At 71.5% G+C, this 26,358-nt stretch carries 21 protein-coding genes; 14 read left to right on the top strand and 7 right to left on the bottom strand.

The window, feature by feature from the left end; genetic code table 11:
- Positions 1–44 precede the first annotated feature (44 nt).
- The 11 genes from hisI (at position 45) to lgt (ending at position 9,634) form a co-directional block, all read left to right on the top strand.
- Positions 45–467, top strand: coding sequence for a phosphoribosyl-AMP cyclohydrolase (hisI, locus tag ACFVKT_RS33140; RefSeq protein WP_385738443.1), 423 nt, complete (start codon positions 45–47; stop codon positions 465–467).
- An 11-nt stretch (positions 468–478) separates the two neighbouring features.
- Positions 479–1,954: an anthranilate synthase component I gene (locus ACFVKT_RS33135; RefSeq protein WP_385738442.1), complete on the top strand. Its 1,476-nt coding sequence runs from the start codon at positions 479–481 to the stop codon at positions 1,952–1,954.
- A gap of 78 nt (positions 1,955–2,032) precedes the next feature.
- Positions 2,033–2,686 (top strand): TIGR02234 family membrane protein, encoded by a 654-nt coding sequence (locus tag ACFVKT_RS33130; protein WP_385738440.1) that lies wholly within the window; start codon positions 2,033–2,035, stop codon positions 2,684–2,686.
- Between the two features lie 245 nt (positions 2,687–2,931).
- Positions 2,932–3,171, top strand: coding sequence for an HGxxPAAW family protein (locus ACFVKT_RS33125; protein ID WP_385738438.1), 240 nt, complete (start codon positions 2,932–2,934; stop codon positions 3,169–3,171).
- Positions 3,172–3,262: 91 nt separating this feature from the next.
- Entirely contained in the window at positions 3,263–3,718 is a 456-nt protein-coding gene (locus ACFVKT_RS33120) for a DUF2752 domain-containing protein (RefSeq protein ID WP_385738436.1), read from the top strand.
- Positions 3,719–3,893: 175 nt separating this feature from the next.
- The gene (trpC, locus tag ACFVKT_RS33115; protein ID WP_385738434.1) at positions 3,894–4,703 is read left to right on the top strand and encodes an indole-3-glycerol phosphate synthase TrpC; all 810 of its coding nucleotides are present in this window, start codon (positions 3,894–3,896) and stop codon (positions 4,701–4,703) included.
- Positions 4,704–4,710: 7 nt separating this feature from the next.
- Positions 4,711–4,983 (top strand): tryptophan biosynthesis modulator TrpM, encoded by a 273-nt coding sequence (gene trpM, locus ACFVKT_RS33110; protein WP_385738432.1) that lies wholly within the window; start codon positions 4,711–4,713, stop codon positions 4,981–4,983.
- A gap of 510 nt (positions 4,984–5,493) precedes the next feature.
- On the top strand, positions 5,494–6,777 hold the full coding sequence (trpB, locus tag ACFVKT_RS33105; protein WP_385738431.1) for a tryptophan synthase subunit beta: 1,284 nt from the start codon (positions 5,494–5,496) through the stop codon (positions 6,775–6,777).
- Positions 6,774–7,589 carry a tryptophan synthase subunit alpha gene (trpA, locus tag ACFVKT_RS33100; protein WP_385738429.1) on the top strand — a complete coding sequence of 272 codons (816 nt, stop codon included), beginning with the start codon at positions 6,774–6,776 and terminating at the stop codon, positions 7,587–7,589. Before trpB ends, trpA begins: the two co-directional genes overlap by 4 nt.
- A gap of 102 nt (positions 7,590–7,691) precedes the next feature.
- The gene (locus ACFVKT_RS33095) at positions 7,692–8,468 is read left to right on the top strand and encodes a DsbA family protein (protein WP_385738427.1); all 777 of its coding nucleotides are present in this window, start codon (positions 7,692–7,694) and stop codon (positions 8,466–8,468) included.
- Between the two features lie 155 nt (positions 8,469–8,623).
- Positions 8,624–9,634: a prolipoprotein diacylglyceryl transferase gene (gene lgt, locus ACFVKT_RS33090; protein WP_385738425.1), complete on the top strand. Its 1,011-nt coding sequence runs from the start codon at positions 8,624–8,626 to the stop codon at positions 9,632–9,634.
- A 419-nt stretch (positions 9,635–10,053) separates the two neighbouring features.
- Here the strand turns inward: lgt and ACFVKT_RS33085 are convergent, their stop codons facing one another.
- The 7 genes from ACFVKT_RS33085 to ACFVKT_RS33055 form a co-directional block, all read right to left on the bottom strand.
- A complete protein-coding gene (locus ACFVKT_RS33085) occupies positions 10,054–10,887 on the bottom strand; it encodes an HpcH/HpaI aldolase/citrate lyase family protein (protein ID WP_385738725.1) in 834 nt (277 codons plus the stop codon).
- Between the two features lie 2 nt (positions 10,888–10,889).
- Entirely contained in the window at positions 10,890–12,092 is a 1,203-nt protein-coding gene (locus ACFVKT_RS33080) for a CaiB/BaiF CoA transferase family protein (protein ID WP_385738424.1), read from the bottom strand.
- Entirely contained in the window at positions 12,089–13,000 is a 912-nt protein-coding gene (gene rbsK, locus ACFVKT_RS33075) for a ribokinase (protein WP_385738423.1), read from the bottom strand. Before rbsK ends, ACFVKT_RS33080 begins: the two co-directional genes overlap by 4 nt.
- Positions 12,997–14,454 carry an ADP-ribosylglycohydrolase family protein gene (locus tag ACFVKT_RS33070; RefSeq protein ID WP_385738421.1) on the bottom strand — a complete coding sequence of 486 codons (1,458 nt, stop codon included), beginning with the start codon at positions 14,452–14,454 and terminating at the stop codon, positions 12,997–12,999. Before ACFVKT_RS33070 ends, rbsK begins: the two co-directional genes overlap by 4 nt.
- Positions 14,451–15,605: an ADP-ribosylglycohydrolase family protein gene (locus tag ACFVKT_RS33065; RefSeq protein WP_385738419.1), complete on the bottom strand. Its 1,155-nt coding sequence runs from the start codon at positions 15,603–15,605 to the stop codon at positions 14,451–14,453. Before ACFVKT_RS33065 ends, ACFVKT_RS33070 begins: the two co-directional genes overlap by 4 nt.
- 7 nt (positions 15,606–15,612) lie before the next feature.
- Entirely contained in the window at positions 15,613–16,752 is a 1,140-nt protein-coding gene (locus ACFVKT_RS33060; protein ID WP_385738417.1) for an ADP-ribosylglycohydrolase family protein, read from the bottom strand.
- A 743-nt stretch (positions 16,753–17,495) separates the two neighbouring features.
- Positions 17,496–18,743, bottom strand: coding sequence for an ADP-ribosylglycohydrolase family protein (locus tag ACFVKT_RS33055; protein ID WP_385738415.1), 1,248 nt, complete (start codon positions 18,741–18,743; stop codon positions 17,496–17,498).
- 309 nt (positions 18,744–19,052) lie between these two features.
- Here ACFVKT_RS33055 and ACFVKT_RS33050 point away from each other — a divergent pair, with 309 nt between their 5' ends.
- From ACFVKT_RS33050 to ACFVKT_RS33040, 3 genes are all read left to right on the top strand, one after another.
- Complete coding sequence (locus ACFVKT_RS33050; protein ID WP_385738413.1) at positions 19,053–19,784, top strand: VIT1/CCC1 transporter family protein; 732 nt, start codon at positions 19,053–19,055, stop codon at positions 19,782–19,784.
- 366 nt (positions 19,785–20,150) lie between these two features.
- A complete protein-coding gene (gltB, locus tag ACFVKT_RS33045) occupies positions 20,151–24,755 on the top strand; it encodes a glutamate synthase large subunit (RefSeq protein ID WP_385738411.1) in 4,605 nt (1,534 codons plus the stop codon).
- Positions 24,748–26,208 (top strand): glutamate synthase subunit beta, encoded by a 1,461-nt coding sequence (locus ACFVKT_RS33040; protein ID WP_385738409.1) that lies wholly within the window; start codon positions 24,748–24,750, stop codon positions 26,206–26,208. The genes gltB and ACFVKT_RS33040 overlap by 8 nt, the downstream gene beginning before the upstream one ends.
- The last annotated feature ends 150 nt before the right edge of the window (positions 26,209–26,358 follow it).

Here is a 26,358-nt window from a genome sequence, read left to right as displayed (position 1 = left end):
GACAACTGGCGGGCCCGTCCCGGCGGCGCGGCACAATGGTCCCCATGACCAGCACGCCTCCGCCCAGCAGGCCCGACAGGCCCAGCGGCCTGGACCCCGAGATCGCCGCGCGCCTCAAGCGTGGCACCGACGGGCTCGTCCCCGCCATCGCCCAGCAGTACGACACCGGTGAGGTGCTGATGCTCGGCTGGATGGACGACGAAGCGCTGCATCGGACGCTCACCACGGGCCGCTGCACGTACTGGTCGCGCAGCCGCCAGGAGTACTGGGTCAAGGGCGACACGTCCGGCCACTTCCAGCATGTGAAGTCCGTCGCCCTGGACTGCGACGCCGACACGGTTCTCGTGCAGGTCGACCAGGTCGGCGCGGCCTGCCACACGGGCGCCCGCACCTGCTTCGACGCCGACGTGCTGGTCGACGTAGTGCCCAAGGACGCCGATTCCGGCGTACCGGCACGGGATCAGTAAGGTCAGCCGCCATGGACCTCGAGACCTTCCGCAAGCTGGCCACCGACCGCCGTGTGATCCCCGTCAGCCGCAAGCTCCTCGCGGACGGTGACACACCGGTCGCGCTCTACCGCAAGCTGGCCGCCGAGCGCCCCGGCACCTTCCTCCTGGAGTCCGCGGAGAACGGCCGGTCCTGGTCCCGTTACTCCTTCGTGGGCGTCCGCAGCCAAGCCACCCTCACCGCGCGCGACGGGCAGGCCCACTGGCTCGGCACCCCGCCCGTCGGTGTCCCCGTCGACGGCGACCCGCTCGCCGCGCTGCGCGCCACCATCGAGGCCCTGCACACGCCGCATGGCGAGGGCCTGCCCCCGTTCACCGGCGGCATGGTCGGCTATCTGGGGTACGACATCGTGCGCCGCCTGGAGAAGATCGGCCCCGGCGAGCACGACGACCTGAAGCTCCCCGAGCTGACCATGCTGCTCACCAGCGACCTCGCCGTCCTGGACCACTGGGACGGCTCGGTCCAGCTCATCGCCAACGCGATCAACCACAACGACCTCGACACGGGGGTCGACGAGGCGTACGCGGACGCCGTCGCGCGCCTGGACGCCATGGAGGCGGACCTCTCCCGCGCGGTCTCGCAGCCGCCCGCCGCGCTTCCGCCCTCCGAACTTCCCGAGTACACGGCGCTCTGGGGCGGCCCGGACTACCAGGACGCGGTCGAGGACATCAAGGAGCGCATCCGGGCCGGTGAGGCCTTCCAGGTCGTTCCCTCCCAGCGCTTCGAAACGCCGTGCACGGCAAGCGCGTTGAACGTGTACCGAGTCCTGCGGGCGACCAATCCCTCCCCGTACATGTACCTCTTCCGCTTCGACGGGTTCGATGTCGTCGGCTCGTCCCCCGAGGCCCTCGTCAAGGTCGAGGACGGGCACGCGATGGTGCACCCCATCGCCGGTACCCGACCGCGCGGCGCCACTGTCCAGGAGGACCAGGCTCTCGCCGACGAGCTGATCGCCGATCCCAAGGAGCGCGCCGAGCACCTGATGCTCGTCGACCTGGGGCGCAACGACCTCGGGCGGGTCTGCGAACCGGGCTCCGTCGAGGTCGTCGACTTCATGTCCATCGAGCGGTACTCCCACGTGATGCACATCGTCTCGACGGTGACCGGCCGGGTCGCGGCAGGACGCACCGCCTTCGACGTCCTCACCGCCTGCTTCCCCGCCGGCACCCTCTCGGGAGCGCCCAAGCCGCGCGCGATGCAGATCATCGACGAACTGGAGCCCTCCAGAAGGGGGTTGTACGGCGGCTGCGTCGGCTATCTCGACTTCGCGGGCGACTCCGACACCGCCATCGCCATCCGTACGGCACTGCTGCGCGACGGCACCGCGTACGTCCAGGCCGGGGCCGGAGTCGTCGCCGACTCGGACCCCGTGGCGGAGGACAACGAGTGCCGCAACAAGGCCGCGGCGGTGCTCCGCGCGGTGCACACGGCGAACCGGCTGGGGTAAGCAGGACGAACCGGCTGGGGCAATAGGACAAGGCTCACGTGAACCCCGGGTGACCGTTCGGCCGGGGTTCAGGCGATAGTGGAGTACGTGACTGCTGTTCCGCACCCCCGATCCGAAACGCCCGGACCCGCCGGCTCCGGCCGCCGCAGCCTTGCCGTGGCACTGCTCAGCGGCGCCCTCGGCGCGGCCGTGGCACTGCTTTCGACCCGGCAGAACTGGTCGGCGGGCACCGCCTCGGTGGCCGGCGGCGACTTTCCGCTGACCGCATCGGGCAGCGACGTCACGGGCGTGCCCGCGGCGCTCGCCATAGTGGGCCTCGCCGCGCTCGTCGCCGTCTTCGCGGTCCGCCGCTCCGGACGCTTCCTCGTCTCCGCGCTGCTCGCGCTCTCCGGCGCGGGCATCGTTGTCGCGGCCGTGCTCGGCGCCGGCGACAGCTCCGCCCTCGACGAGAAGGCCGCGGCGGCCTCCGGGGACACCGCCGCCACCGCGGACGCGCTCAGCCACACCGCCTGGCCGTACGTCGCCGCCGCGGGTGGCGCCCTCATCCTCCTCGCCGGTCTCCTCGCGCTGCGCTACGGGCGGCTGTGGCCGGCGATGTCGGGCCGCTACGAGCGCGACGGGACACCCCGGCCGCGCAAGGCCAAGCCGGTCGACCCGGACCGCCCCGAGGACATCTGGAAGGCGCTCGACCGCGGTGAGGACCCGACGGGGCCGGACCCGGCAGGAACCTGAGTCCGGTTCTCCAGGTCCTGAGTCCGGGTCTTCGGGGGCCTGAGTCCGGGTTTTCGGGGGCCTGCGTCCCGGTCCTCGGGAGGCTTCGGGAGGCTTCCGCCCCGGGCTTTCGTCCTGACCCGGCGGAACCGACGCGCGCGGAGCGACCCCCCGCTCACGGCATGCCCGCGAGTACGGGACAATGGCCGAGGAGCGTCCGACTCACCACACGTACGCAGCACATACACAGCAACGAGGAGCAAGTCATGGCGGGCAGCAGCCACGGTCACACCCCGGCCGCCTGGACCGGTGTCATCATCGCCTTCATCGGTTTCTGCGTCTCCGGCGCCTTCACGGTGCTGGCCGACCCGCTGGGCTTCTGGGCCGGTCTGGTCATCGTCGCCCTCGGTGGTGTCGTCGGCATGGTGATGCAGGCGGCGGGCCTGGGCAAGGCGAAGACCAAGCCCGCGCAGCCGGCCCGTGAAACCGTGGGCGCCGAGGGCTGAGCGTCCCGTAGACCTGGTGAGAGGCGGTTCCGGCGCGGTTGCCGGGGCCGCCTCTCCCGCGTACGGGCGTTCCGGGCGGGCGAGGGGCACAATGCGTGGGGTGAACGCCGAATCCCAGCGGGTGACACAGAGCGCGGAGCCCGGAGCGGGTGCCGCGCTGCGGCGGCTCGCCGTACCCGGTGGGGTCCTCGCGGCCGTCGTCGGCGCCTTCGCCTACGTCGGGGCCGTCGACCCCAACCAGCCGGGGCACTACCCCGTCTGTCCGCTGCTGCGGCTCACGGGCGTGTACTGCCCCGGCTGCGGCGGTCTGCGCAGCGCGCACGCCTTCGTGCACGGGGACTTCGCGGCGGCGCTCACCGACAACGCGCTCGCCGTCGTGGCGTTTCTGGGCTTCGCTCTGGTGTGGACCGTATGGGTGGTCCGGTCGGTGCGCGGGCGCCCGCCGCGGATCGAACTGGGACGAGTTCACCTGTGGACCATCGGCACATTGGTGCTGGTCTTCACGGTTGTCCGGAACCTGCCCTTCGGTGGCTGGCTGCATCCTTGATCAAATGGCAAAGGTCCAGGTAGTGGGACCGGCGTCAACCGGATGCGAGGTCTACGCCTTCCTCCGGATACCATCGCAGTGAGGCGTCTGACACGTCCGAACCGTCCGAGGCGGTGAACCCGGGTCAGCTCCTCAACCGCTTCAGCTCTTCACCGCAGGGAAGGGGGCCGCTCGCGTGAGTGTGCTCGACGAGATCATCGACGGAGTCCGTGCCGACCTCGCGGAGCGGCAGGCGCGCGTCAGCCTCGACGAGCTCAAGGAGCGCGCGGCGAAGGCTCCGGCGGCCAAGGACGGCGTGGCGGCCCTGCGCGGTGACGGCGTCAAGGTCATCTGCGAGGTCAAGCGCTCCAGCCCCTCCAAGGGCGCGCTCGCCGCGATCGCCGACCCGGCCGGGCTCGCCGCGGACTACGAAGCGGGCGGTGCGGCCGTCATCTCGGTCCTCACCGAGCAGCGCCGCTTCGGAGGTTCGCTGGCCGACCTGGAGGCCGTCCGGGCCCGGGTCGACATCCCCGTACTGCGCAAGGACTTCATCGTCACGTCGTACCAGCTGTGGGAGGCCCGTGCGTACGGCGCCGACCTCGCGCTGCTGATCGTTGCCGCGCTCGACCAGCCCGCCCTGGAGTCCCTCATCGAGCGCGCCGAGTCCATCGGGCTCACGCCGCTCGTCGAGGTGCACGACGAGGACGAGGCCGAGCGGGCCGTGGAGGCCGGCGCGAAGGTCATCGGCGTCAACGCGCGCAATCTCAAGGACCTCAAGGTGGACCGCTCCACCTTCGAGCGCGTCGCTCCCGAGATCCCGGCCGGCATCGTCAAGATCGCCGAGTCCGGTGTCCGCGGGCCGCACGACCTCATCGCGTACGCCAATGCCGGCGCCGACGCGGTCCTGGTGGGCGAGTCGCTCGTCACCGGCCGCGACCCCAAGACGGCCGTCTCCGACCTGGTCGCGGCGGGCGCCCACCCCGCCCTCCGGCACGGACGGAGCTGACACCCCGGTGCCCGCCTCGCCCCACGCCGACGCCACCTCCCGCCCGGGCCTGCGCCCCGGCGGGGGCTTGGGCTGCCTGGGGTCGGCGCGCGTGGGGTCGGTCGAGCCGCGCTTTGTCTCGGCGGCTCAGGACGGCTACGCCCGTCTCGCCCGGGGCTGCCGCCCGCGTGGCTGCCGGGCGCCCGCGCGCCGTATCCACGGACGCCGGGTTCGATATGTGATCGGCGATGAGCCGGGTCAGGTCAACGGCATGCGATGGCGCCTCGCGCACGCACGCTGACGCCGTTCCGGGCGGCTTCCCCCTGCGGGTGAGCTGCCTGGAGGGAACTCCGGCTCCGCCGTCCGGTTCGGGCTTCGCCCGTCACCGATCGTGGCTTCGGCCGGTTCGGCACCGTCGATCACCGTCGATCACCGTCGATCACCGTCGATCACCGTCGATCACCGTCATCGGGCTTCTCGCCGCCTCGGCGGAGGAGACCGCCTTGCGGTGCTTCTGCCATCCGGGCGTCTCCACGTCTCCACGGAGGTGGGGACTTCCGGCGGGGCACGTCCCGGGATCCGTAGCCCCGCTACGGGCTACCGGGGCGAGTCCTGGCTCCCTGCCGTTCGGGCTGGACACCCGTCCCGGGTATGGGCGGGTGGGAAGCAGGCGAGGACACCGGCAGGCCGGGCCAGTCCGGCAAAGGTGGTCCCCGGCGGGGCCCGTTGGCGCGGGCGTGCGTGCATACGCCGATAACGTGAACCCCTGTCCGACCTGTAACCGGGGCCGACGCCCCTGCGAGGTAGCCGCATGCCCAGCGAGTTCTTCATTCCCGACCCCGAGGGTCAAGTTCCCAGCGCCGAGGGGTACTTCGGCGCGTACGGCGGCAAGTTCATCCCGGAGGCGCTGGTCGCCGCCGTGGACGAGGTCGCCGTCGAGTACGACAAGGCGAAGTCGGATCCCGAGTTCGCGCGCGAGCTCGACGATCTGCTCGTCCACTACACCGGCCGGCCCAGCGCGCTGACGGAGGTGCCGCGGTTCGCCGAACACGCCGGTGGCGCACGGGTGTTCCTCAAGCGGGAAGACCTCAACCACACCGGATCCCACAAGATCAACAACGTCCTCGGGCAGGCCCTGCTCACCAGGAGGATGGGCAAGACGCGTGTCATCGCGGAGACCGGGGCGGGCCAGCACGGCGTCGCCACGGCCACCGCCTGCGCCCTCTTCGGCCTCGAATGCACCATCTACATGGGTGAGATCGACACCCAGCGGCAGGCTCTCAACGTCGCGCGCATGCGCATGCTCGGCGCCGAGGTCATCGCTGTGAAGTCCGGCAGCCGCACCCTCAAGGACGCCATCAACGAGGCCTTCCGCGACTGGGTGGCCAACGTCGATCACACCCACTACCTCTTCGGGACCGTGGCCGGTCCGCACCCCTTCCCGGCCATGGTGCGCGACTTCCATCGGGTCATCGGGGTCGAGGCACGGCGGCAGATCCTGGAGCGCGCCGGACGGCTTCCCGACGCGGCCGTCGCCTGCGTCGGCGGTGGCTCCAACGCCATCGGGCTCTTCCACGCCTTCATCCCCGACGCCGGCGTACGCCTCATCGGCTGCGAGCCCGCCGGGCACGGAGTGGAGACCGGGGAGCACGCGGCAACACTGACCGCCGGTGAGCCGGGCATCCTGCACGGCTCACGGTCGTACGTCCTCCAGGACGAGGAAGGTCAGATCACCGAGCCGTACTCGATCTCGGCCGGTCTGGACTACCCGGGCATCGGGCCCGAGCACTCCTACCTCAAGGACAGCGGCCGCGGCGAGTACCGCGCGGTCACCGATGACGCGGCGATGCAGGCCCTGCGCCTGCTCTCCCGCAGCGAGGGCATCATCCCGGCGATCGAGAGCGCACACGCGCTGGCCGGAGCCCTGGAAGTCGGCAAGGAGCTGGGCCCGGACGGCCTGATCCTCATCAACCTGTCCGGCCGCGGCGACAAGGACATGGACACGGCCGCCCGCTACTTCGGCCTGTACGACACCGACGCCGAGGTCGCCGCCAACGCGGCCGACACCGCCGAGATCGAGGGGGACGCCAAGTGAGCGGCAACATCCGGCTGTTGAGCGACACCCTCGCCGGCGCCAAGGCGGAAGGGCGAGCCGCTCTCATCGCGTACCTGCCGGCCGGGTTCCCGACCGTCGACGGCGGGATCGACGCCATCAAGGCCGTCTTCGACGGGGGCGCCGACATCGTCGAGGTCGGTCTGCCGCACAGCGACCCCGTCCTCGACGGCCCCGTCATCCAGACCGCCGACGACATCGCCCTGCGCGGCGGAGTCAAGATCGCCGATGTGATGCGGACGGTCCGGGAGGCGCAGGAGGCCACCGGCAAGCCGGTGCTCGTGATGACGTACTGGAATCCGATCGACCGCTACGGCGTCGAGCGCTTCACCGCCGAACTGGCCGAAGCGGGCGGCGCCGGGTGCATCCTGCCCGACCTGCCCGTGCAGGAGTCGGCGCTGTGGAGGGAGCACGCCGACAAGCACGGGCTCGCGACCGTCTTCGTCGTCGCGCCGAGCAGCAAGGACGCCCGGCTCGCCGAGATCACCGCGGCGGGCTCCGGCTTCGTGTACGCGGCCTCGCTGATGGGCGTCACGGGCACCCGTGCGTCGGTGGGCGCGCAGGCGCAGGACCTGGTGCGGCGCACCAAGGCCACCACCGAACTGCCCGTCTGTGTCGGTCTCGGCGTCTCCAACGCCGAGCAGGCCGCCGAGGTGGCCGGCTTCGCCGACGGGGTGATCGTCGGATCCGCGTTCGTGAAGCGGATGCTGGACGCGCCCGACGAGCGGGCCGGCCTGGAAGCCGTACGCGCGCTCGCCGCCGACCTTGCCAAGGGTGTGCGAGGAGCGTCGTAACAGACGGTGTATATCTGTAGGTAACGGACAATCCGCTCACTCGAACGGGTGGACCTGGGGCCGGGGAGGCGCGCTGCGCCTTCCCGGTTCGTTCTGCCGGATGTGAGCGAGAAGAACCGTGACGGAAAGCGCAATGCCCGCGAGCGGCTGGCGGCCGAGCGAGAGAAGCAGAAGACCACGGAGAAGCGCCGTCGCGCGCTGATCGTGGGGGCCTCGGTGGTCTGTGTCCTTGGCCTGGCCGCGGTGGTGGGCGTGGTCGCCGCCAACTCCGGCAAGGACAAGAAGAGCGACAGCGCCGGCCCGGTCGTGACGCCCTCGGGCGCGACCGGCAAGGACGGCCTCGCGATCCCCGTCGGCAAGGACAGCGCCAAGTCGACCCTCACGGTGTGGGAGGACTTCCGCTGCCCCGCGTGCAAGTCCTTCGAGAGCGCCTACCGCTCGACCATCCACGAACTGGTCGACGCCGGACAGCTGAAGGTCGAGTACCACCTCGTCACGATCATCGACGGGAACATGGGAGGCAGTGGCTCCCGCAAGGCCGCCAACGCCGCGGCCTGCGCCCAGGACGCCGCGAAGTTCACCGCATACCACGACGTGCTCTACGAGAACCAGCCCGAGGAGACCGACGACGCCTTCGCCGACAACAGCAAGCTCATCGAGCTGGCGGGCAAGGTCGACGGCCTGGACACCGCCGCGTTCCAGAAGTGTGTCGACGACGGCACGCACGACAGCTGGGTCGTGAAGTCGAACGAAGCCTTCGGGACCAGCGGTTTCACCGGAACGCCGACGGTGCTGCTCGGCGGCACGAACATCTACGCGGACCAGTCGATGACACCGGCGAAGCTGAAGCAGATGGTCGAGGCGGCGAACAAGGGCTGACGCCCTTCCGGGCGTGGGTGCCCGCGGAGGGGCATCAGCCCTCGTTGGGCGCGGGCGTCCCCGGTTTACCGCAGGCCGGGGGCGCCGCCCGTTATGGAGCCGTTGCCGGGCTGCCTGCCGTGGGCCGCGTCCGGCACGGTAGCGTCGACCCTGCCATGAATCTTGCCTACATTCCCAGTCCGTCGCAGGGTGTGCTGCATCTCGGCCCCATTCCGCTGCGCGGCTACGCGTTCTGCATCATCATCGGCGTCTTCGTGGCCGTCTGGCTCGGCAACAAGCGCTGGATCGCCCGCGGCGGGCGGCCCGGCACGGTGGCCGACATCGCGGTCTGGGCCGTGCCGTTCGGCCTGGTCGGCGGCCGCCTCTACCACGTGATCACGGACTACGAGCTGTACTTCAGCGAGGGCCGCGACTGGGTGGACGCCTTCAAGATCTGGGAGGGCGGGCTCGGCATCTGGGGCGCGATCGCGCTCGGTGCGGTGGGTGCGTGGATCGGCTGTCGCCGGCGCGGTATCCCGCTGCCCGCCTGGGCCGACGCACTCGCTCCCGGCATCGTCTTCGCGCAGGCCATCGGCCGCTGGGGCAACTGGTTCAACCAGGAGCTGTACGGCAAGGAGACGGACCTCCCCTGGGCGCTGAAGATCACGTCCTCGACGGACGGCCGGGTGCCGGGGCTGTACCACCCGACGTTCCTGTACGAGTCCCTGTGGTGCGTCGGCGTCGGCTTCCTCGTCATCTGGGCGGACCGCCGCTTCAAGCTCGGGCACGGGCGGGCGTTCGCGCTGTACGTCGCCGCGTACTGCGTCGGCCGCTTCTGGATCGAGTACCTCCGCGTCGACGAGGCCCACCACTTCCTGGGCATGCGTCTCAACAACTGGACCGCGATCGTGGTGTTCATCCTCGCGGTGGTCTACCTCGTGCTGTCGGCGCGGATGCGACCCGGTCGCGAGGAGGTCGTGGAGCCGCTCGGTCCCGGCGAGGTCGAGGGTGACGGTGACGGTGACGGTGCGGGCGACGGGGATGCCGTCGACCTGGAGAAGGCCGAGCCCGTGGACGGGGATGCGGAGTCGGCTGACGCCGAGGTTGTGGAGCCCGGCGGCTCCCCGGAGTCCGAGGAGTCCCGTGAGTCCTCGGCCGACGAGGCCGAGTCGGCCAAGAAGAGCTGACGGTTTGCAGTACGACGGAGAGGGCGCCGAATCGGATTCGGCGCCCTCTCCATGTGCGGGCGATGGGTTCCGGTGGGCTCGGCACCGCCGGAACACGCCGTGGGGGTGCTCGCCGTCGCGGCGGAGAAGAGGTACCCGCCCCGGACGGCGGTCACCTCTTCTCCTGCGGAGCAGGAATCCGTGCGGAGCAGGAACCGGTGGGGCGGGTACCTGTGGGGCCGGAATCTGCGGAGCCGAACCTGTGGGCCCGGAACCTGTGGGGCCGAACCTGTGCGGCCGATACTTGCGGCGCCGGTACCTGCGGCGCCGACACGGCGTCAGCCCTGGTGACGTGCCGGCGCGAGTGGGCTGAACGCCGTGCCGACGGTGATCAGTGGCCCGGCGTGCCGGCACGGGCCGCTGGTTACTGGACGCATGCCTCAGGCCCTTCTGCGTGCCAGCGCCATTGTGCGGTGGGCTCCTGCCACCACCGCCGCGTCGATGAAGGTGCCGTCGGGGAGGGCTTGGGCGCCGGCGTCGGTGGCGGCTGCTTTGAGGATGGACTCGGCGGCTTCGATTTCCTCCAGGGTTGGGAGGTAGGCCCGCTCGATGACCGGGAGCTGGCGGGGGTGGATGGCCGTGCGGCCGAGGAAGCCGAGGGCGCGGCCGTGGGCGCAGGAGGCGGCGAGGCCTTCGAGGTCGCGGATGTCGGGGTGGATCGACTGGGCGGGCGGGGCCAGTCCGGCGGCGCGGGCGGCCACGACGACGCGGGCGCGGGACCAGTCCAGGCCCGCGTCACCCCGTACGCCCAGGTCCGCCCGTAGGTCGGCCTCGCCGAGCGCGATGCCGCGCAGAGCGGGGTGGGAGGAGGCGATGGCGAAGGCCTGTTCCACGCCGAGGGCGGTTTCCAGGAGGGCGTACAGCGGGAGCGCGCCTCCGCCGGAGGAGGGCGCGTCCTGCGCGACCCTGATGACCTCGGCCGGTGAGGTCACTTTGGGCAGGCGGAGTCCGGACAGGCCGGGCAGCGCGGACAGGGCCTTGAGGTCGGCTTCCGCGTGGGGGCCGTCCAGGGCGTTCACGCGGACGTGGACCGGGACCGGCGGGGCCTCGGAGAGGAGTTCCGTGGTGGCCGCGCGGGCGTACTCCTTGCGGTCCGGGGCGACCGCGTCCTCCAGGTCGACGAGGACGACGTCCGAGCCCGACACCAGCGCCTTGGCGACGACTTCCGGGCGGTCCCCGGGAACGTACAGCCAAGTGAGGGGAAGAGGGTGCACGGTCACAGCGCGCCCTCCGAGCGCAGGGCGTCGATCTCCCCGTCCGTCAGGCCGAGTTCGGTGAGGACCGTGTCCGTGTCCGCGCCGTGCGGGCGGCCCGCCCAGTGGATCGCGCCGGGGGTGGCGGAGAGGCGGAAGAGGACGTTCTGCATCCGGAGGGGGCCCAGTTCGGGGTCGTCGACGGTGGTGATGGTGTCCAGGGCCTGGTACTGGGGGTCCGTCATCACATCCCGTACGTCCTGGATGGGAGCCACCGCCGCCTCCGCCTTCTCGAAGGCCGCGAGGACTTCCGCGCGGGTGCGGCCGGCGATCCAGGTGCCGACCGCCTCGTCCAGGACGTCCGCGTGGCGGGCGCGGTCCGCGCCGGTCGCGAACCACGGCTCGTCGATCAGCTCCGGGCGGCCGACCAGCCGCATCAGGCGTTCCGCGATCGACTGGGCGGAGGTGGAGACCGCGACCCAGGAACCGTCCGCCGTCCGGTAGGTGTTGCGGGGCGCGTTGTTGGCGGAGCGGTTGCCGGTGCGGGGCTGGACGTGGCCCAACTGGTCGTACCAGAGCGGCTGCGGGCCAAGGACGGTCAGGATCGGTTCGATGATCGCCATGTCGATGACCTGGCCCTCGCCGGTCCGCTCGCGGGCGGTCAGCGCGGTCATCACGGCGTACGCCGTCGCAAGGCCCGCGATCGAGTCGGCGAGGCCGAAGGGCGGCAGGGTCGGCGGGGCGTCCGGCTCGCCGGTGATCGCCGCGAAGCCGCTCATCGCCTCCGCGAGGGTGCCGAAACCGGGACGGTGCGCGTAGGGGCCGAACTGGCCGAAGCCGGTGACCCGGGCCAGGACGAGACGGGGGTTCGCCGCCGAGAGTTCCGCCCAGCCGAGGTCCCACTTCTCCAGCGTGCCGGGACGGAAGTTCTCGACGATCACGTCGGCGGTGGCGGCGAGACGGAGAAGGGTCTCGCGGCCACCCGGCTTCGACAGGTTGAGGGTGATGGTGCGTTTGTTGCGGCCGAGGAGCTTCCACCAGAGGCCGACGCCGTCCTTCGACGGGCCGTGGCCCCGCGACGGGTCGGGCTTGGCCGGATGCTCGATCTTGATGACCTCCGCGCCGAAGTCACCGAGCATGGTCGCGGCCAGCGGGCCCGCGAAGAGGGTGGCGAGGTCGAGGACGCGCAGACCGGTGAGGGGTGGCTGCCCCGGGTGCGCGCTCATGAGGTGGACCGCAGGGTGTGCGAGGCCTGGGTGTCGATCTCGGCACGGTAGGGCATCGAGGACGTCGCCCCGATCCGCTGCACCGACAGCGCGGCGGCGGCCGATGCCCAGCGCAGGGCCTCCGGCATGTCCCGGCCCTCGGCGAGTGCGACCGCGAGGGTGCCGACGAAGGTGTCGCCCGCGCCGGTCGTGTCCACGGCGGTCACCCGGGGCGCGTGCACGGTCAGCGGTTCGGCGCCGCGCGCCGCGTACAGGCTGCCCGCCGCACCCAGCGTGATGACCACCTCCGGGACCTGGTCGAGGAGTGCGGCGGCCGCTCTTCGAGGGTCGGTGGCGCCGGTGAGTGCGGCGGCCTCGTGCTCGTTGGGCACCAACAGGTCGATGGTGGCGAGGAGTTCGGGTGGCAGCGGCTGGACCGGGGACGGGGTCAGGATGGTGCGTACGCCGTGGCTGCGCGCGGCCTCGGCGCCCGCGAGTACGGCCGACTGCGGGATTTCGAGCTGGAGCAGGAGCCCGTCGGCGGTGGCGATCAGGCCCTCGTCACCGGGGGCGAGGTCGGTAACGGTCCCGTTCGCGCCGGGGATCACGACGATCGCGTTGCCGCCCTCGTCGTCGACGACGATGTGCGCGGTGCCCGACGGGCCCTCGGTGGTGCGCAGATGATCGGTGTTCACGCCCGAGTGCTCCAGCGTGGAACGGAGTTGGCTGCCGAAGGCGTCCACGCCGACCGCGCCGACCAACGAGACGTCGGCCCCGGCGCGTACGGCTGCGACCGCCTGGTTGGCGCCCTTGCCGCCGGGGATCGTACGGAACTCCCGGCCCGTCACGGTCTCTCCGCGCTGCGGGGCCTTGGCGACGTACGCGACGAGGTCCATGTTCGTGCTGCCGAGTACGGCGATGTGGGTCATGGGCGGGGTGCCTCCGGGCGGGTGAGCTGGTGGGTCAGCTGGGCGAGGGTGTCGAAACCGGTGCCGTCGAAGTCGGCGATCGAGGTGGACAGGCGGTTCTTGAGGGGGCCGGTCCAGCGGTCGGGGAGGGCGGCGGGGTCTCCCGCGAGCAGGCCCGCGATGCTGCCCGCCGTCGCGCCGTTCGAGTCCGTGTCCCAACCGCCCGACACCGCACGGCAGATGGAGCCGGTGAAGTCGCCGTTCGCGTGGGTGAGGGCGGCGGCGATCAGGGCGGTGTTGGGGATGGCGTGGACCCAGTGGTAGGCGCGGTGGGTGGTGTGGAGTTCGTCCACGACGGTGTCGAAGTCCTCGTGTGTTCCGGCGAGTTGGATCCCCTGGCGGATCGCCTTCGCCAGGCGGGAGTCGGGGGGTACGACGGTGAGTCCGGTACGGAGACAGGCGTGGATGTCGCTTCTTCCGGTGGCCGCCTCGGCGATGGTGGCCGCCGTGAACATCGCCGCGTGGACGCCGTTCGCCGTGTGGGTGAGGGTGGCGTCTCGGTGGGCCTGTTCCGCGGCGGCCGCCGGGTCGCCCGGGTTCGTCCAGCCGTGCACGTCCGCGCGGATCAGGGCGCCGATCCATTCGCGGAACGGATTGCGGTGTCGTGCCGTCTGCGGGGGTTCGATGCCGGTGAGGAGGTTGCGGTAGGCGATGCGTTCCGCGGTGAACGTGCGGCCTGCGGGGAGTTCGTCCAGCCAGAACCGGGCGACGTCCGCCGTGGTGAAGTCTCTGCCGTGGCGTTGGATCAACAGGGTGTTCAGGAGGGGGTAGTTGAGGTCGTCGTCCTCTGGCATGCCGTCGATGTTCTCGGCGAGGGAGGTCGGCGCGGAGCGCTTGTTCCACGGGTAGGTGTGGGTGAGTTCCTCGGGGAGGCCCTTTGCCGTGAACCAGGTGTGGAGGGGCCAGTTGCCTGTGGCTCGGGCGAGTTCGCGGATGCCGCGGAGGGGGAGCTTTTCCACCGGTTTGCCCAGGAGGCAGCCGACCGCCCTTCCGAGCCAGGCGGCTTCCAGGCGGGCCTGGGTGGGGGCGGAGGTCGGGGTGGGTGCGCTTGCCGGCGCTTGCAGGGTGCCGCCTGCGCCCACCCGTGCCGCCCCAGCGGCACGATTGCCCGCAGACGGGGAGGGGACGGGCCAGTTTGGGCAGTGGGCCCTGATTTCGGCGAGGTCTGTGGGCTCGCTGGCTGCCGACTTGCTTGGTAGGTCGGCTAGTTCGTCCAGGAGGTCTTCTGCCAGTGTCCGGAGGTGTGGGGGTGCCGGAGTGGGGGAGGAGCCCGCTCGGGACGGGGCCGTCGGGCCGCCCGCCGCTTGCCAGCGGGCCGCGATGGGCGACGGGTCTCGGCCGTCCTGGGTCGCCTGGGTGAGTTCGTGGCCGAGAAGGTCCTCGGGCTGGACCCAGGTCAGGCGGAGGCCGGTCATCGTGGGCCGGCCAGGGCGGCGTACGCCGTCTCGTGTGTGCGTCTGCGCTGTACGTCCCGTTCGAAGATCTCCTGGGTGACCTCAGTGAGCGCCTTCGCGGGCGCGTCGAGGTCGAGGCGGCTCGACTCCGCGACCGTCTTGGCCCAGTCGCGGGGGATCTCCGAGCCGAGGGCGCCGGCGAGGGCGCCGGACATGGTGGCGATGGAGTCGCAGTCGCGGCCGTAGTTCACGGAGCCGAGGACCGCGTGGCTGTAGTCGCCGCCGGAGATCACCAACATGCCCAGGGCGATGGGGAGTTCCTCGATCGCGTGCAGCCGGGAGGGGCGGCGGGCGCCGAGTGAGGGGGAGCGGTAGTCGGGGCCCACCGTGTCGAACGGAGTGACCGCTTCGCGCAGCGGGCCCAGTGCCGACTCGAAGTTCGTGTGACGGGCGGCGACTTCGCAGACCGCCTCGATGGCCGCGCGGGTGCCGTCCTTCGCCAGGGCCACGCAGGTGTCGACCACGGAGGCCGGGGTGGCCCCGGGCACGCAGGCCGCGGCCACCGCCGCCGCGAAGACGCCGGCCGCCTCACGGCCGTACGACGACTGGTGGGCGCCCGCGATGTCGAGCGCCTCGGCGTACGCCGCCGCCGGGTTGGCGGCATTGACCAGGCCGACCGGGGCCATGTACATCGCGGCACCGCAGTTGACGATGTTGCCGGTGCCGGCCTCCCGGGGGTCGATGTGGCCGTAGTGGAGGCGGGCCACCAGCCACTTCTCCGCGAGGAAGATCCGCTGGAGGGGAAGGGCCTCGGCCTCCAGCTCGGGGATCCAGCGCGGGTTGCCCATGAGGTCGGGAACCAGGTGCTCGGCGACGGCGTACGCGTCGAGATGGTCGCGGACCGTGGCGTACACCCGTACCAGCGCGTGGGTCAACAAGGTGTCGTCGGTGACGTGCCCGTCGCCCTTGTGGTACGGGGCGATGGGGCGGGCGGTGCGCCAGGCGTCGCCGTTCCAGGGGCCGACGATGCCGTGCACCCGGCCGCCGTGGCGCTCCACGATCTGTGCGGGGGTGTAGCCCTCGACGGGGCCGCCGAGGGCGTCGCCCACGGCGGCCCCTACGAGGCTTCCGGTGATCCGCTCTTCCAGACTTGCTGCTCCTTTGGGCGTCATGCCCGAATCATCCCTCTGGGGTCGTCAGTTCCATCGCTTCGAGGAGATCGGCGAGTCCGATGAGATCCGTGCCGGTCAGCCGGGGCAGGGCGCAGCCGGAGAGGGTGCGGCAGGCGTCGCGCCAGGTGGCCGGGATGGCGTCGCCGCCGCCGAGTGCGCCGGTGAGGGCGCCCGCGAGGGCGGGGGCCGAGTCGGCGACCCGGGACAGGCATGCGGCGGCCGGCACCGCCTCGGCGATCCGGCCGCGCGCGGCGGTGGCGAGGGCGAGGGCGACGGGGACGGTTTCCGCCGCCGCGATGCCGTAGCTGTACACGTGGTCGACGATCTGGTGTTCCAGGAGGGGGACCAGGGCGAACGTGCCCTCGCTGGCGCGGGCCAGCTTCAGCGCGTGCCGGGCGTTGCGGCCGATCTCCGTCGACTCGGGGAGTTCGGCGAGGGCGGCGTCCGCGCAGGCGTCGACGTCTGCTCCGGCGAGGGCGAGCGAGAGGGCGGCGGCCATCGCGCGGGCGCCGTGCACGCCGTCGCCGTCCTGGGTGTAGCGGGCGTCGAACTCGGCGAGTTCCGCGGCGAGTCGGGGGTCGCCCGGGTGGGCCACGGCGAGCACGCAGGCCCGTACGCAGGCCGCGTCGTCGAAGTAGTGGGGGTTGTCGTGGCCGGTGGCGGGCGGGCGCAGGCCGGTGGCGAGGTTGCCGAGTCCGGCCCGTACGGAGATCCGGGCGCGGAGGGGGAGCAGCGCCGACTCGACCTCGGGGGCGCGGTCGGCCGCCGCGGCGACCTCGCTGGCGATCGCGTTCCACGACAGGTCGATCGACGCCCGCATGCGCCGCTCCCGGCTCAGGTCTCCGAGCGCGATCGCGTCGCCTGCCCGCAGTACGGCCTCCGCCGCGAACGCCGCCCACTCGGCGTCGTCCGACGGGCCGAGCCGCAGGGGCTCCGGCGGCTGGTTCAGCGCGATCGGCACGGGCAGCGTCGTCGTCGCGTTCTGCTCCGCGAACGTGTCCAGCTCACGTGTCAGCCGCCGCGTCCACTCCGGCATCCGCGCGGCACGGTGCCGGGCCGCGGGCCACCCCGCCGCGTCGCCTGCGGCGAGGCCGAGGAGGAGACCCTCGATGCGGCGGGGGTGCCCCGAGGGGGCGGCAACTCTCATGGCGCCGGGGGTGGGAGCTGTGGTGGGGGCGGAGCCCGCTGGGCCGGCGGCGTTCGCCGGACGGGCGGGACTCGAGGCGCGGACGGTGTCTGCCGAGTGGGCGGAGCCGGCCGAACCGGCGGAGCCTGCCAAGAGGGTGGTGGCTGCCGGGCGGTTCGTGCCGACGGAGAGGGATGAATCAGGGGAGTGGAAGGTGCCTTTTGGGCGGGTGGAAACCGCGGCGTGGGCGGGGTCCGCCGCGACGACGGAGAGGGCGGGGTCCGTTGCTGGGGCGGGGTTTGTGGAGGGGGCGGGGTCTGTTGCGGGGAGGGGGTTTGTGGAGGGGGCGGGGTCTGTTGCGGGGAGGGGGTTTGTGGAGAGGGCGGGGTCCGTTGCGGGGAGGGGGTTTGCGGAGACGGCGGGGTCCGTTGCGAGGAGGGGGTTTGTGGAGAGGACGGGATCCGTTGCGGGGAGGGGGTTCGCGGAGACGGCGGGGTCCGTTGCGAGGGCGGGGTTTGCGGAGAGGACGGGGTCCGTTGCGGGGACGGGGTCTGCGGAGACGGCGGGGTCCGCCGCGGGGACGGGGTCCGCCGCGACGGCAGGGTCCGCCGCGAGGGCGGGATCCGTCGCGACGGCAGGGTCCGCCGCGGGGGCGGGATCCGCAGCGATTGCGGTGTCCGTCGTGAGACCGGGATTCGCTGAGGGGGCGGAGTCCGCCGACAGGGCCGGGCCCTCGCCCGGTTCGTCTCCCACCAGGCCGGGGCTCATCGCTGCGCCTCGTTCTCGTCGGCGGCCAGGACGAACACGTCCGGATCGGGGCTCGGCCACGCGCTGTCCGGGCCCGCGCCGGGCACAAGCTCGCGCCGGTCTCGTACCGGCCCAGCCCCTTCTCGTACGGGCTGACCTTCCTCTCGTACGAGCGCAGCCCCTTGCCGCGCGGGCCGTGCAGGCTCGTCCCAGCCCGGTACGAGTCCGTCCTCATCCCGTACGCGTCCCCCCGCCCCCCACTTCCCGTCGTCCCCCGGGGTCAGCAGTTCCGCCACGTCCAGTACGTGGTGGCCCTCCATGGAGGGGAGGCAGCTGCCCAGGGCGGGGCCGATCGCCGCCGCCCAGGCGGCCGGGATCGAGGAGGCGCCGCGGGTCGCCCCGGCCAGTGCGCCTGCGACCGCCGCTGTGGTGTCCGCGTCGCGGCCCATGTTCACGGCGGTGAGGACGGACTCGGTGAAGTCGCCGTCGGCGGCGGCGTAGGCGCCGAAGGCGAGGGCGACGGCCTCGGGGGCGAGGTCGGTCCAGGGGTAGCCGCCGATGACGACCGCTGAGCGGACGGCGCGTTCGCCGCGGTGGGCGACGGCGACCGCGCGGCGCAGGGAGCGGGCGGTCCAGGAGTCGTCCGGGATGACGGCGAGCGCGGAGGCGACGACGGCGATGGTCGGGGCGCCCGCCATGGCCGCCGCGACGCCCGCGGCGACCGCCTGGCCGCCGTAGATGCCCTCGCCCTCGTGGCTCACCGAGCCGTCGATCGCCACCAGGCGGGCCGCCTCGGCGGGGCGGCCCGCGGCGAAGACGCCGAAGGGCGCCGCACGCATCGCGAGCCCGTCGCTCCACGCGTGCCGGTGCTGGGCGGAGATCGGTGCGGCGAGGCCGCGGCGGAGGTTCTCCAGGGTGCCGCGTTCGCTGAAGCCGGCGCCCCGGAACGGGCCCTCGTCGCGGTCCGCGATCCACTGGTGCCAGGCCGCCTCGACGTGGGCGACGGTGAGAGCCGAGCCGTGCCGGGCCAGCAGCAGGCCGGAGAAGATCGCGTACTCGGTGTCGTCGGTCCCGGCCGGGCGCTCGGCGACGTACCCCGTGATCCGCCCCCACTTGGCGCGGATCTCGGACGGTTTCATGTTCTCGGCGGGCGCGCCCAGCGCGTCTCCGACGGCGAGGCCGAGCAGCGCGCCGCGCGCCCGTTCGCGGAGTCCGGCGGCGTCCCCGGAGGCCGGGGCCGAGGGAATGCAGGCGATGGAAGCCATACGGTGCTGCTCCTCTCAGGGCTCCATCGCCGCCGTTCGCGACGAGTCGACGCGCGGAAACCTGGGAAACCCGGAGACCTGCGCGGAACCCTTTGCGGATCTGTCCCACCTCCGCGGTTCCGCAGAGCCTCGCGCACCTCAGCATCACCCGGTCGACATCTGCGCGTTACCTGGCACGGATGAGCGAGAAAGCATAAACGTGCAGGTTAGCCCAGCCTTTCCTTGCTGGCGGGCGCGAAATTATCGGCGTACTTTGGCTGTTGTCGAAGAATAGAATCAGTCCAAGAAGCGCATCCCTGGGGGACCCGCATGGCCATCATCGAGACCGAAGCGACACTGCACGAGGCGCACCGCGACAACCACACTCACCGCGACGTCAACGGTGGCTGGCTGCGCCCCGCGGTGTTCGGCGCGATGGACGGCCTGGTCTCCAACCTGGCGCTCATGACCGGCGTCGCCGGCGGGTCCGTCTCGCATCAGACGATCGTCATCACCGGGCTCGCGGGTCTCGCGGCCGGTGCCTTCTCCATGGCGGCAGGCGAGTACACCTCCGTCGCCTCGCAGCGTGAGCTGGTCGAGGCCGAACTCGCTGTCGAGCGACGGGAGTTGAGGAAGCACCCGATGGACGAGGAGCGGGAGCTCGCCGAGCTGTACGAGAGTCGTGGTGTCGAGGCCGCACTCGCGCGCGAGGTCGCCCGGCAACTGTCCCGCGACCCCGAGCAGGCCCTGGAGATACACGCCCGCGAAGAGCTGGGCATCGACCCGGGTGACCTGCCGTCCCCGGCCGTCGCCGCGGTGTCGAGCTTCGGCTCCTTCGCGCTGGGCGCCCTGCTCCCCGTGCTGCCGTTCCTGCTCGGCGCGACCGCCCTGTGGCCCGCGCTGCTGCTGGCGCTGATCGGGCTCTTCGCCTGCGGCGCGGTCGTGGCCAGGGTGACCGCGCGATCCTGGTGGTACAGCGGGCTGCGGCAGCTCGCTCTCGGCGGTGCCGCGGCGGGTGTGACGTACGCCCTGGGCAGTCTGTTCGGTGCGGCCGTAGGATGACATGTTGGGCGCCTATGCAGCCGACCGCATAAGTAGTCGTTACCCGGCGGTTTCGAACGCTTAACCACTGGGCATGAGCCGTAAGCGCTGTGGGCAATGAAGCCTGCTCTGCACAACCGTGACGGGTGACGTTGCCCGTCACGCCCCGGGCCGACGGGCATCGATCTGTCCGGTTGGCCCCCTTAAACTCCACCGCCGCGTGCGATACCCCCGCCGCGAATCACCGGTGTCCGCATGTTGGAACGCAGTATCCGGTTCCCGAGAACCGCCCCATCATGTAACCTGCACGAAATTTTGCGCACATAAAGCAGAGGGCCAACGTCGTCCCTCGGCACTGCAAATGCCACGACGACGACGGGAGAGCCGATGCGTACGCCGCGCCAGCCGTCCCAGCACTCCACGAATGGCCAGAAGTGGTCCTTCATGGATGCTCGCCCTGCCGCGCAGGGTATGTACGACCCCCGCAACGAGCACGACGCCTGTGGCGTCGGCTTCGTGGCCACCCTCACCGGTGAGGCGAGCCACGCGCTGGTCGAGCAGGCGCTCACGGTGCTGCGCAACCTGGAGCACCGAGGAGCCACCGGCGCCGAACCCGACTCGGGCGACGGCGCGGGCATCCTCTCCCAGGTGCCGGACGCCTTCCTCCGCGAGGTGGCCGGATTCGAGCTGCCCGCGGCCGGCGCGTACGCGGTGGGTATCGCCTTCCTGCCCGAGGACGGCCTCACCGACGCCGTCTCACGGATCGAGACGATCGCCGCCGACGAGGGCCTCACCGTCCTCGGCTGGCGCGAGGTCCCGACCGCCCCCGAACTGCTCGGCGCCACCGCGCGTTCGACCATGCCCGCCTTCCGCCAGGTCTTCGTGACCGACGGCGGCGCCGCTTCTTCGACGGGCATCGACCTGGACCGCAAGGCCTTCGTACTGCGCAAGCGCGCCGAGCGCGAGGCCGACGTGTACTTCCCGTCGCTCTCCGCCCGCACCATCGTCTACAAGGGCATGCTGACCACCGGCCAGCTCGAGCCCTTCTTCCCGGACCTGTCCGACCGCCGCTTCGCCTCCGCGATCGCGCTCGTGCACTCCCGGTTCTCCACGAACACCTTCCCGAGCTGGCCGCTCGCCCACCCGTACCGCTTCGTCGCGCACAACGGCGAGATCAACACGGTCAAGGGCAACCGCAACTGGATGGCGGCCCGCGAGTCCCAGCTCGTCTCCGACCTCTTCGGCGACCAGGACAAGCTGGAGCGGATCTTCCCGATCTGTACGCCCGAGGCGTCCGACTCCGCCTCCTTCGACGAGGTGCTCGAACTCCTGCACCTCGGCGGCAGATCCCTCCCGCACTCCGTGCTGATGATGATCCCGGAGGCCTGGGAGAACCACGCCTCCATGGACCCGGCCCGCCGCGCCTTCTACCAGTTCCACGCCACGATGATGGAGCCCTGGGACGGCCCGGCCTGCGTCACCTTCACCGACGGCACCCAGGTCGGCGCGGTCCTCGACCGCAACGGTCTGCGCCCCGGCCGCTACTGGGTCACCGACGAGGGCCTCGTCGTCCTCGGCTCCGAGGTCGGCGTCCTCGACATCGACCCCGCGAAGGTCGTCCGCAAGGGCCGCCTCCAGCCCGGCAAGATGTTCCTCGTCGACACCGCCGAGCACCGCATCATCGAGGACGAGGAGATCAAGGACGGCCTCATCGCCGAGAAGCCGTACGCGGAGTGGCTGGAAGCCGGCGAGATCGAGCTCTCCGACCTGCCCGAGCGCGAGCACATCGTGCACACCCACGCCTCGGTCACCCGCCGCCAGCAGACCTTCGGCTACACCGAGGAAGAGCTGCGCATCATCCTCGCGCCGATGGCGAACACCGCCGGCGAGCCGCTCGGTTCCATGGGCACGGACTCGCCGATCGCGGCCCTGTCCGAGCGCCCCCGGCTGCTCTTCGACTACTTCACCCAGCTCTTCGCACAGGTCACCAACCCGCCGCTGGACGCGATCCGCGAGGAGCTCGTCACCTCGCTGCGCTCCTCCCTCGGCCCCGCGAGCAACCTCCTCGAGCCGACCGCCGCGTCCTGCCGCAGCGTCACCCTGCCCTTCCCGGTGATCGACAACGACGAGCTGGCCAAGCTCATCCACATCAACGCCGACGGCGACATGCCGGGGATGAAGGCCGCCACCCTGTCCGGCCTGTACAGGGTCTCCGGTGGCGGCGACTCGCTCGCCGCCCGCCTGGACGAGATCTGCGTCGAGGCCGACGCCGCCATCGAGAACGGCGCCCGGCTGATCGTCCTCTCGGACCGGCACTCCGACGCCGAGCACGCGCCGATCCCCTCGCTGCTGCTCACCGCGGCCGTCCACCACCACCTCATCCGCACCAAGCAGCGCACCCAGGTGGGCCTGCTCGTCGAGGCGGGCGACGTCCGCGAGGTCCACCACGTGGCCCTCCTCATCGGCTTCGGCGCCGCGGCCGTCAACCCGTACCTGGCGATGGAGTCCGTCGAGGACCTCGTCCGCGCCGGCACCTTCCTGCGCGGCATCGAGCCCGAGCAGGCCATCCGCAACCTGATCTACGCGCTCGGCAAGGGCGTCCTCAAGGTCATGTCCAAGATGGGCATCTCCACCGTCGCCTCCTACCGCGGCGCCCAGGTCTTCGAGGCCGTCGGCCTCGACCAGGCCTTCGTGCAGAAGTACTTCAGCGGCACCGCGACGAAGATCGGCGGCGCCGGACTCGACGTCATCGCCAAGGAGGTCGCGGCCCGGCACGCGAAGGCGTACCCGGCCTCCGGCATCGCGCCCGCGCACCGCGCCCTCGACATAGGCGGCGAGTACCAGTGGCGCCGCGAGGGCGAGCCGCACCTGTTCGACCCGGAGACGGTCTTCCGCCTCCAGCACTCCACGCGCACCGCCCGCTACGACATCTTCAAGAAGTACACGGACCGCGTGAACGAGCAGTCCGAGCGGCTGATGACGCTCCGCGGACTCTTCGGCTTCAAGTCGGACCGCGAGCCGATCTCCATCGACGAGGTCGAGTCGGTCGAGGAGATCGTCAAGCGCTTCTCCACCGGCGCCATGTCGTACGGCTCCATCTCCAAGGAGGCGCACGAGACCCTCGCCATCGCCATGAACCAGCTGGGCGGCAAGTCCAACACGGGCGAGGGCGGCGAGGACGCGGACCGGCTGTACGACCCCGCGCGCCGTTCGTCGATCAAGCAGGTCGCCTCCGGCCGCTTCGGTGTCACGTCCGAGTACCTCGTCAACGCCGACGACATCCAGATCAAGATGGCGCAGGGTGCCAAGCCCGGCGAGGGCGGCCAGCTGCCCGGCCACAAGGTGTACCCGTGGGTCGCCAAGACCCGGCACAGCACCCCCGGCGTGGGTCTCATCTCCCCGCCGCCGCACCACGACATCTACTCCATCGAGGACCTGGCGCAGCTCATCCACGACCTCAAGAACGCCAACCCGCAGGCCCGCATCCACGTGAAGCTGGTCTCCGAGGTCGGCGTCGGCACGGTCGCCGCGGGCGTCTCCAAGGCGCACGCGGATGTCGTCCTCATCTCCGGCCACGACGGCGGTACGGGTGCCTCGCCGCTGACGTCGCTGAAGCACGCCGGTGGTCCCTGGGAGCTCGGGCTCGCCGAGACCCAGCAGACGCTGCTGCTCAACGGCCTGCGCGACCGGATCGTCGTACAGACCGACGGCCAGCTCAAGACCGGCCGTGACGTCGTCATCGCCGCGCTGCTCGGCGCCGAGGAGTTCGGTTTCGCGACCGCGCCGCTCGTCGTCTCCGGCTGCGTCATGATGCGCGTCTGCCACCTGGACACCTGCCCGGTCGGCATCGCCACCCAGAACCCGGTGCTGCGCGAGCGGTTCGCCGGCAAGGCCGAGTACGTCGTGAACTTCTTCCGGTTCATCGCCGAGGAGGTCCGCGAGATCCTCGCCGAGCTGGGCTTCCGCACCATCGAGGAGGCCGTCGGCCACGCCGAGAACCTCGACGTCGAGCGGGCGATCACCCACTGGAAGGCACAGGGCCTGGACCTCAGCCCCCTCTTCTACGTGCCCGAGCTGCCCGAGGGCACCCCGCTGCACCAGGTCATCCAGCAGGACCACGGCCTGGAGAAGGCGCTCGACAACGAGCTGATCAAGCTCGCCGCCGACGCGCTGGCCGCGTCCAGCGCCACCGACGCCCAGCCGGTCCGCGCCCAGGTCGCCATCCGCAACATCAACCGCACGGTCGGCACCATGCTCGGCCACGAGGTGACGAAGAAGTTCGGCGGCGCGGGCCTGCCCGACGACACCATCGACATCACCTTCACCGGCTCGGCGGGCCAGTCCTTCGGCGCCTTTGTGCCGCGCGGTGTCACCCTGCGCCTGGAGGGCGACGCCAACGACTACGTCGGCAAGGGCCTCTCCGGCGGCCGGCTGATCGTCCGTCCCGACCGCGGCGCCGACCACCTCGCGGAGTACTCCACGATCGCAGGCAACACCATCGCGTACGGCGCGACGGGCGGCGAGATCTTCCTGCGCGGCCGCACCGGCGAGCGCTTCTGCGTCCGCAACTCCGGCGCGACCGTCGTGGCGGAGGGCGTGGGCGACCACGGCTGCGAGTACATGACCGGCGGCCACGCGGTCGTCCTCGGCGAGACGGGACGGAACTTCGCGGCCGGCATGTCCGGCGGTGTCGCCTACGTCCTCGACCTGAACCCCGACAACGTGAACGTCAGCAGCACCGGGGCCGTCGAGGCCCTCGACGAGGCCGACGTGCGATGGCTGCACGACGTGGTGCGCCGGCACGCGGAGGAGACCGCCTCGACGGTCGCCGAGAAGCTCCTCGCCGAGTGGCCCGCGTCGGTGGACCGCTTCAGCAAGATCATCCCCAGTACGTACAAGGCAGTACTCGCCGCCAAGGACGCCGCCGAGCGAGCCGGACTCCCCGAGTCCGAGATCACCGAGAAGATGATGGAGGCGGCGACCAATGGCTGATCCCAAGGGCTTTCTGAACCATGGCCGCGAGGTCGCCAGGACCCGTCCGGTCAGCGAGCGCGTCAAGGACTGGAACGAGGTCTACGTCCCGGGCTCACTGCTCCCGATCATCCCCACGCAGGCCAGCCGCTGCATGGACTGCGGCATCCCGTTCTGCCACAACGGCTGTCCGCTGGGGAACCTGATCCCCGAGTGGAACGACTACGCCTACCGCGAGGACTGGTCCGCCGCCTCCGAGCGCCTGCACGCCACGAACAACTTCCCGGAGTTCACCGGCCGGCTGTGCCCCGCTCCCTGCGAGTCGGCGTGTGTGCTCGGCATCAACCAGCCGGCCGTGACCATCAAGAACGTCGAGGTCTCGATCATCGACAAGGCATGGGACAGCGGCGACGTCGCACCCCAGGCCCCGGAGCGCCTCTCCGGCAAGACGGTCGCGGTCATCGGCTCGGGCCCCGCCGGTCTCGCCGCCGCCCAGCAGCTCACCCGGGCGGGCCACACGGTCGCCGTCTTCGAGCGCGCCGACCGCGTCGGCGGCCTCCTGCGGTACGGCATCCCTGAGTTCAAGATGGAGAAGCGGCACATCAACCGGCGTATCGAGCAGATGCGCGCGGAGGGCACCAAGTTCCGTACGGGTGTGGAGATCGGCCGTGACATCGACGCGGTTCGGCTGCGCAAGCGGTACGACGCCGTGGTCATCGCGGCCGGTGCGACGACCGCCCGTGATCTTCCCGTCCCCGGACGGGAGTTGAAGGGCGTCCACCAGGCGATGGAGTACCTGCCCCTCGCCAACAAGGTCCAGGAGGGCGACTTCGTGGCGCCCCCGATCACGGCCGCGGGCAAGCACGTCGTGGTCATCGGCGGCGGCGACACGGGCGCGGACTGCGTGGGCACCGCCCACCGCCAGGGCGCGGCCTCGGTCACCCAGCTGGAGATCATGCCGCGGCCCGGCGACGAGCGGCACCCCGGTCAGCCCTGGCCGACCTTCCCGATGCTCTACAAGGTCAGCTCCGCGCACGAGGAGGGCGGCGAGCGCGTCTACGCCGTCTCCACCACCCACTTCGAGGGCGATGAGGACGGCAACGTCCAGTGGCTGCACCTCGGTGAGGTCGAGTTCATCGACGGCAAGCTGACCCCGAAGCCGGGCACGGAGCGCAAGATCCCCGCCCAGCTGGTGACGCTCGCGATGGGCTTCACGGGTACGGACGTCGAGAACGGCCTGGTCTCCCAGTTCGGCCTGGAGCTGGACGCGCGCGGCAACATCGCCCGCGACGCCGACTTCGCGACGAACGTCCCCGGCGTGTACGTCGCCGGTGACGCCGGCCGTGGCCAGTCCCTCATCGTCTGGGCGATCGCCGAGGGCCGCTCGGCCGCCCGCGGAGTCGACCGCTTCCTGACCGGGGTCAGCGAACTGCCGGCCCCGATCCGCCCCACGGACCGCTCGCTGATGGTCTGACGCTCCACCCCAACAGACGTCCCGTACAAAGGCGTACGGAACTGAACGCGGCGCCTGCCTTGTCCCCGACCGGACGGTGGTGGGCGCCGTGGTGCGTCCAGGTCACCAGCCGCCGTTCCAGGCGACCTGCAGTGCCTGCGGTCACGTAAT

It is taken from the genome of Streptomyces sp. NPDC127595, assembly GCF_042671685.1.
Classification (GTDB): Bacteria; Actinomycetota; Actinomycetes; order Streptomycetales; family Streptomycetaceae; genus Streptomyces.
This window is presented reverse-complemented; position numbering and strand designations above follow the sequence as displayed.

Coding starts and splice junctions, on each gene's coding strand:
- hisI (WP_385738443.1), top strand. CDS start 45: ATGACCAGCACGCCTCCGCCCAGCAGGCCCGACAGGCCCAGCGGCCTG.
- ACFVKT_RS33135 (WP_385738442.1), top strand. CDS start 479: ATGGACCTCGAGACCTTCCGCAAGCTGGCCACCGACCGCCGTGTGATC.
- ACFVKT_RS33125 (WP_385738438.1), top strand. CDS start 2,932: ATGGCGGGCAGCAGCCACGGTCACACCCCGGCCGCCTGGACCGGTGTC.
- ACFVKT_RS33120 (WP_385738436.1), top strand. CDS start 3,263: ATGCGTGGGGTGAACGCCGAATCCCAGCGGGTGACACAGAGCGCGGAG.
- trpB (WP_385738431.1), top strand. CDS start 5,494: ATGCCCAGCGAGTTCTTCATTCCCGACCCCGAGGGTCAAGTTCCCAGC.
- lgt (WP_385738425.1), top strand. CDS start 8,624: ATGAATCTTGCCTACATTCCCAGTCCGTCGCAGGGTGTGCTGCATCTC.
- ACFVKT_RS33080 (WP_385738424.1), bottom strand. CDS start 12,092: ATGAGCGCGCACCCGGGGCAGCCACCCCTCACCGGTCTGCGCGTCCTC.
- rbsK (WP_385738423.1), bottom strand. CDS start 13,000: ATGACCCACATCGCCGTACTCGGCAGCACGAACATGGACCTCGTCGCG.
- ACFVKT_RS33070 (WP_385738421.1), bottom strand. CDS start 14,454: ATGACCGGCCTCCGCCTGACCTGGGTCCAGCCCGAGGACCTTCTCGGC.
- ACFVKT_RS33065 (WP_385738419.1), bottom strand. CDS start 15,605: ATGACGCCCAAAGGAGCAGCAAGTCTGGAAGAGCGGATCACCGGAAGC.
- ACFVKT_RS33060 (WP_385738417.1), bottom strand. CDS start 16,752: ATGAGAGTTGCCGCCCCCTCGGGGCACCCCCGCCGCATCGAGGGTCTC.
- ACFVKT_RS33055 (WP_385738415.1), bottom strand. CDS start 18,743: ATGGCTTCCATCGCCTGCATTCCCTCGGCCCCGGCCTCCGGGGACGCC.
- ACFVKT_RS33050 (WP_385738413.1), top strand. CDS start 19,053: ATGGCCATCATCGAGACCGAAGCGACACTGCACGAGGCGCACCGCGAC.
- gltB (WP_385738411.1), top strand. CDS start 20,151: ATGCGTACGCCGCGCCAGCCGTCCCAGCACTCCACGAATGGCCAGAAG.
- ACFVKT_RS33040 (WP_385738409.1), top strand. CDS start 24,748: ATGGCTGATCCCAAGGGCTTTCTGAACCATGGCCGCGAGGTCGCCAGG.